8 protein-coding genes and 1 riboswitch are annotated in these 6,407 nt (G+C 29.2%); of the genes, 7 read left to right on the top strand and 1 reads right to left on the bottom strand.

Annotated elements, in window-relative coordinates; genetic code table 11:
- The 6 genes from Q1J48_RS02305 to thiE form a co-directional block, all read left to right on the top strand.
- Positions 1–1,652 (top strand): OmpP1/FadL family transporter (locus tag Q1J48_RS02305; protein WP_300360875.1); only part of this gene is annotated, 1,652 nt, incomplete at its 5' end.
- 61 nt (positions 1,653–1,713) lie between these two features.
- A riboswitch (TPP riboswitch) is annotated at positions 1,714–1,816 on the top strand.
- Between the two features lie 114 nt (positions 1,817–1,930).
- Positions 1,931–2,143 carry a sulfur carrier protein ThiS gene (gene thiS / locus Q1J48_RS02300; protein WP_300360872.1) on the top strand — a complete coding sequence of 71 codons (213 nt, stop codon included), beginning with the start codon at positions 1,931–1,933 and terminating at the stop codon, positions 2,141–2,143.
- A gap of 52 nt (positions 2,144–2,195) precedes the next feature.
- The gene (locus tag Q1J48_RS02295) at positions 2,196–2,972 is read left to right on the top strand and encodes a thiazole synthase (protein ID WP_300327818.1); all 777 of its coding nucleotides are present in this window, start codon (positions 2,196–2,198) and stop codon (positions 2,970–2,972) included.
- A complete protein-coding gene (thiH, locus tag Q1J48_RS02290; protein ID WP_300327820.1) occupies positions 2,972–4,078 on the top strand; it encodes a 2-iminoacetate synthase ThiH in 1,107 nt (368 codons plus the stop codon). The genes Q1J48_RS02295 and thiH overlap by 1 nt, the downstream gene beginning before the upstream one ends.
- A complete protein-coding gene (gene thiF, locus Q1J48_RS02285) occupies positions 4,075–4,617 on the top strand; it encodes a sulfur carrier protein ThiS adenylyltransferase ThiF (protein ID WP_300327822.1) in 543 nt (180 codons plus the stop codon). The genes thiH and thiF overlap by 4 nt, the downstream gene beginning before the upstream one ends.
- Positions 4,607–5,239, top strand: coding sequence for a thiamine phosphate synthase (gene thiE / locus Q1J48_RS02280; RefSeq protein WP_300327824.1), 633 nt, complete (start codon positions 4,607–4,609; stop codon positions 5,237–5,239). The genes thiF and thiE overlap by 11 nt, the downstream gene beginning before the upstream one ends.
- Before the next feature lie 36 nt (positions 5,240–5,275).
- On the opposite strand, the gene Q1J48_RS02275 is transcribed toward thiE, so the two are convergent.
- Positions 5,276–6,043 carry an IclR family transcriptional regulator gene (locus Q1J48_RS02275; protein WP_300360869.1) on the bottom strand — a complete coding sequence of 256 codons (768 nt, stop codon included), beginning with the start codon at positions 6,041–6,043 and terminating at the stop codon, positions 5,276–5,278.
- A gap of 214 nt (positions 6,044–6,257) precedes the next feature.
- On the opposite strand from Q1J48_RS02275, the gene Q1J48_RS02270 reads away from it, so the two are divergent.
- Positions 6,258–6,407, top strand: a 150-nt coding sequence (locus Q1J48_RS02270; RefSeq protein ID WP_300360878.1) for a HutD family protein, incomplete at its 3' end; no start/stop codon positions are given.

Below are 6,407 nucleotides of genomic sequence, written 5' to 3'. Positions count from 1 at the left end.
CTTATGCAGGGAGTATAGATTATTTAGCACAACAGGATTCTGAATATTTTGCTCACCCATCAATGACTGGAAAAATAGGAACTTCTGGAGCTTTTTATAACCCAGCAGGAACTGCTTTTATGGAAGATGGAAGTTATTTTAAATATAATGTTCAATCAATAATGAAAGATTATACAATGAACACAGATAAAGGGATAATATCAGGTGGACAAAATGGAATACATAACAGTGATTATCCATCTGTTTTAGTTCCAAGTTTCCAATTTGTAAAAAAAGAGGGAGGTAGAAGTTATTTTGTTCACGCAGGGGTAGCTGCTGGTGGAGGAACAGTAAAATATCATAATGGAATATCAGCTTTTGAAGCAATAGGTGAGGAAATAAATAAGAAATTTTCAGCTTTAGGTGGAGGAGCAGAATATTTAGGTGGAAGTACTGTAGAGGGATCATCTTTTTATTATAATTTAAATCTTGGAATGGCACAAAAACTAAATGAAAAATTTTCAGTAGGTGGAGGAGTTAGATTAATCTATGCCACTAGAGAGTTAAAAGGAACTGGAAACTTTAAATTAGATGCAGGTAAATTAGGAGAAAGTTTAGGTAAAAAAGAACATAATATAACAGTTGATTTAGATGCAAAAAGAGAGGCATATGGAATAGGTGGATTTATAGGTTTTGACTATAAACCAAATGATAGATTAAATATTGGATTTAAATATGAGTCTGAAGTAAAATTAGATTTTGAAGCTATAGGAAATGAAATAAATAATAATTTTGCAACTTATGATGGAGGAGCAAAATATTTAGGTGGAAGTACAGTAGAGGGATCATCTTTTTATTATAATTTAAATCTTGGAATGGCACAAAAATTAAATGAGAAATTTTCAGTAGGTGGAGGAGTTAGATTAATCTATGCTACTAGAGAACTAGACGGTTCTGGAAAATTTGAAATAAAAGGAAAGGGACTAACTATTCCTATTGATGTAACAATAGATGCAAAAAGAGAAGCATATGGAGTAGGTGGATTTATAGGTTTTGACTATAAACCAAATGATAGATTGAATATTGGATTTAAATATGAGTCTGAAGTAAAATTAGATTTTGAAGCTAAAAATGGTAAAAATGGTTTAAAAACAACTTCAAATAACCCTGTAGGAAATATTTTTGCTGGGCAAATTAATGGAACTTTAGAAAAAAATCCAGTTGTTAAAGAATGGTTAGTAGATGGACATAGAAATTTACCAGCTATGATGTCTTTAGGAATTTCTTATGATGTAACAGATAGATTTACACTTTTAACAAGTGGAAACTATTATTTTATAAGACAAGCTAATGAAGATCACGCTTATGATAACTATACAAATGGTTATGAAGCATCTATCGGATTTGACTATAAACTAAATGAAAAATATACTTTAATGGGTGGATACCAATATACAAATACAGGAGCTAACGAAGGAACATATAAAGATACTGACTATGCTTTAGATGCTCATATGTATAGTATAGGTTTAAGCTACTCACCAAATGAAACTAGAAAATATACAATAGCTTACTCATTTGTTGATTATATATCAGGAACTTCATCACAAACAAAAACAACTTTTGAAAAGAAAGTAAATGCTATCGGAGCATCTGTTGAATTTAAATTATAAAAGACTTGACAAAACAATTGTAAAGTTATAGAATACATTGTAACTAAAAATCGAATAAATTATAACTTACTAGGGGAGCCGTAATTGGCTGAGAGGAGGTTCGACCTCGACTCTTATTACTTGAACCAGATAATGCTGGCGAAAGGAAGTAGATTAAACCCTCCGAAATGGAGTATCAGGAAACTGATAGCTAATAAGTTATACAAGCGGTTGATCAGTACAAATAGACTTCCCTAGTAGAAATACTAGGGATTTTTTTTTGGAAAAAGGAGGGGAAAATGAGAATAGTTTTAAATGGAGCTGAAGAAACTCTTGAAAAAGAGATGGCGGTGAGTGAATTTATAGAAAAAACTTCTACTGAAAAAAATATAAATCTTTCAGGAGCAGTGGTACTAATAAATGATGAACTTATAAAAAGAGAAAATTGGAAAGATGTAGTCATCAAAGAAAATGATGAGATAGAAGTTTTAACATTTGTATCTGGTGGATAAAAAATTTTTTAATTACAAAAAAATTTTAAAAATATAAGTTTATGGAGGAAAAATGGATAAGTTAGTATTAAAAGGACATGAATTTGAAAGCAGATTACTTACAGGAACAGGAAAGTTTTCTGATAAAAATCTAATAGCACCAATGTTAGAGGCAAGTGGATCAAATATTATTACAATGGCTCTTAGAAGAGTAAATTTTGGAAATCCAAAAGAAAATGTATTAAACTATATACCAAAAGGAATAACTTTACTTCCTAATACTTCAGGAGCAAGAAATGCAGAAGAGGCTATAAAAATAGCAAGAATAGCAAGAGAGGCTGGATGTGGAGATTTTATAAAAATAGAAATAATAAATGATATGAAATATTTGATGCCAGACAATGAAGAAACAATAAAGGCTACAAAAGTTCTAGCTGATGAAGGATTTATAGTATTACCTTATATGACTCCAGATTTAATTGCTGCAAAAAGATTAGAAGAAGCTGGAGCAGCAGCAGTAATGCCTTTAGGAGCTCCAATTGGATCAAATAAAGGATTATTAACAAAACCACTTATAGAGATGATAAATGAAAATAAAAGAGTTCCAGTAATAGTAGATGCAGGAATAGGAGCACCATCTCAAGCAGCAGAAGCAATGGAAATGGGAGTAGATGCAGTATTAGTAAATACAGCAATTTCAACAGCAGAAGATCCTGTAAAAATGGGAGAGGCTTTTGCTATGGCAGTAAAAGCTGGAAGAATGGCTTATCTTGCAAAACTTGCTAAAACTTCAAAATATGCTAATGCATCATCACCATTAACAGATTTCTTATTCAGAGGTGACAAATAATGGGATTTTATTCAGTTGTTGAGGAATGGAAAGATTTTGATTATGAAAATTATTTTGCCAGAGTAACTGACGAAGATATTTTAGATAGTATTTACAAAGAAAAGTTAACTGAGTATGATTTATTAAATTTACTTTCTCCAAAAGCTAAAAACCATTTAGAAAGAATGGCGCAGAGAGCAGCTGAAATAAAAGAACAAAACTTTGGAAATATTATTTCTTTATATATGCCAATATATATTTCAAACTTTTGTACAAATAACTGCACTTACTGTGGATTTTCTAAAAAAAATCACATAATTAGAAAGCACCAAACTCTTGAGCAGATAGAAGAAGAGGCAAAAGAGATTGCTAAGGTTGGAGTAGAACATATATTAATGCTTACTGGAGAGGCACATGGACTTGTAACTCTTGATTATTTAAAAGGAGCTGTAAAAGTTTTAAAAAAATATTTCAGTTCTGTTTCAATAGAAGTTATGCCTATGGAAGAGTGGGAATATAAAGAATTAGCTGATATTGGTGTAGACGGACTTACTGTTTATCAAGAAACTTATAACGAAGAAATTTATGATAAAGTTCATTTATCTGGAAAGAAAAAGGATTATCATTTCCGTTTAGATACTCCAGAGAGAGGAGCTAAAGCAGGGATAAGAACAATAGGAATTGGTCCACTTTTTGGTTTAAGTGATATAAGAAAAGAGGCTTTTATGGCAGGACTTCATTTAAAATATTTAACAGATAAATATTTAAATTCTTCTTTTGCAATATCTCTTCCAAGAATAAATCCAGCAGAGGGAGGATTCCAGCCAGATCATCCTCTTGATGATGTAACTTTTGTACAATTTATGACAGCCTTTAGAATTTTCCAAGTAAAAGCTGATATAAATATTTCTACAAGAGAGATAGCAAGTTTTAGAGATCACTTAATGCATATGGGTGTTACAAAAATGTCAGTAGGATCTAAGACAGATGTTGGAGGATATACAGAAAATGATCCATCAACTTGTCAATTTGAAATAAGTGACTCAAGAAGTGCTGATGAAACAATAAAAGCTATAAGAGATAATGGATATCAACCTGTATTTAAAGATTGGGAGCAAATAGTATGAGAATAGGAATTGCTGGTTGTGGGGGGATAGGTTCAAATGTTGCCTATCATCTCGTAAGAGCAGGAGTGGATAGTTTAAAATTTGGAGATTTTGATAAAATAGAGGAGTCAAATTTAAATAGACAATTTTATTTTAAAAATCAAATTGGACTTTATAAAAGTGAAACATTAAAAGAGAATCTTTTGATGATAAATCCAAATTTAAATATTGAAAACCAAGTTATAAAATTTGAAAAAGAAAATTTAGTAGAATTTTTTAAAGATTGTGATATAGTGGTGGAAGCCTTTGACAAAAAGGAATATAAAAGACTTTTGGTTGAAGAACTTTTACCTCTTGGAAAGAAAATTGTTTCAGCTTCTGGAATAGGTGGATATATTACAGAAGATATTGAAATAAAAAAAATAGGGAAAAATCTCATAGTTGTAGGAGATTTTAAAACAGACACAGATATTTATAAAACTTATTCTCATAAAGTTGGAGCAGTTGCTGCATTAATGGCTGGAAAAGTTTTAGAAATTGGAGGTTATTGTGAGAAATAAAATAGAAATTCCTCTAGGAATATATGGTATTACTGGAGAAAATTTTGCCAATGGAAAAACTAATATTGAATGTGTTGAAGCTATGATTAAGGGTGGAATAAAGATAATTCAATATAGAGAAAAAAATAAATCTATGGGTAAAAAATTAGAAGAGGCTAGAGTAATAAGAGAGATTTGTAGAAAAAATAATGTAGTATTTATAGTAAATGATAATATAGATCTAGCTCTTTTAGTTGATGCAGATGGTGTTCATGTAGGACAAGATGACTTACCTCCAAGTGAAGTGAGAAAACTTATAGGTGATAATAAAATAATAGGTCTTTCTACTCATTCACCAGAACAAGGAAAAAAAGCATTTGAAAATCCAGATGTAGATTATATTGGAGTTGGTCCAATATTCCCAACTACAACAAAAGATACTGCACCAGTTGGTTTAGAGTATTTAGACTATGTGGTAGAAAATTTAAATATCCCTTTTGTTGCTATTGGTGGAATAAAAGAACATAATATAGATAGAATAATAGAAAGAGGAGCTAAGAGAATATGCTTAGTAAGTGATATAGTAGGAGCTCCAAATATAGAAGAAAAAGTAAAATTTTTAAGAAGTAAATTAGAAAAATAAAAGAAAGAGTTGTAGTTTTTGCTACAACTCTTTTTTCTATATATTTTTAAAAATTTTTAATTCAGTTTTTAAATGAGCTGAAATTTCTAATAAATCGTCTTTCATTTCTTCTAAAATTTTACAAGAAAAACGATTGCTCGGTCCAGAAATAGTTAATCCATATAAAAGTTCATTATTAGATCCTATTATAGGAACAGCAATAGCAGTAATTCCATCAGTTACTTCTGAATTAGATATAGCAAATCCATTTTTTTTAATATTATTAATATCAAATAATAATTTTTTTTCTCCAAGTGTTTCTTCGATTTCTAAATAATGTTTTTTAAAAAAATTTTTTTGAAATGCATCATCTTTAAAAGCTAAAAGGACTTTTCCGGTAGCTCCAATATGGAGAGGAACAGAATATCCAGATTCAACATCTTCAGAAAGAATATGAGTACTTTTTATCATATTTATCCAGACTCCAATATTATCTACAATAGTTGTTAAAATAATATTTTCATTATATTTTTTACTTAATTTTTCCATTTCAGAAGAAATTAATTCTTTCATATCAAATGTATTTCTTATTCCTAATGTAGCTTTTAGAATACCAGTTGTAAGTTGATATTTACTATTTTCTAGTTGCATTATCCATCCTACATGTTCTAATGTTTTTAGAATCCTAAAAGTAGTAGCTTTATGTATATTAAGTTTCTTACTTATTTCAGATACACCTAGTTGCTTTGTTTGTAACTTAGAAAATAACTCAATAATTTCAATAGCTCTACAAATAGAATTTATATATTGATCTTCTTTTTCCATAAAATATCCTCTTTTATCTTTTTCTATCATTATAATATATTTGCTTTTATTAAGCAAATTAATTTTAAAATGTATTAAAAACAACTAAAATGATTTTATTAAAAATAAAAAGTATGTAAAATAAAATAAAAAAGCTTGACAAAATAAAAATAAAGTTATAAAATCAATTTATAAAAATGAAACGCGTTTCAATATTGTTAACAAGGTGAGAAAGATGTTTAAAATTTTAAGAGAATGTGATAGAAAGATAAGTAATTGGAGTGGTGGAGTTACTAAAGAGCTATATATTTACCCAGAAGATGGAAATTATCAAAAAAGAGATTTTAAATTTAGAATAAGTATTGCCACAACAGAGTTAGAAACA

Source organism: Fusobacterium sp., from assembly GCF_029258315.1.
Classification (GTDB): domain Bacteria; phylum Fusobacteriota; class Fusobacteriia; order Fusobacteriales; family Fusobacteriaceae; genus Fusobacterium_B.
This window is presented reverse-complemented; position numbering and strand designations above follow the sequence as displayed.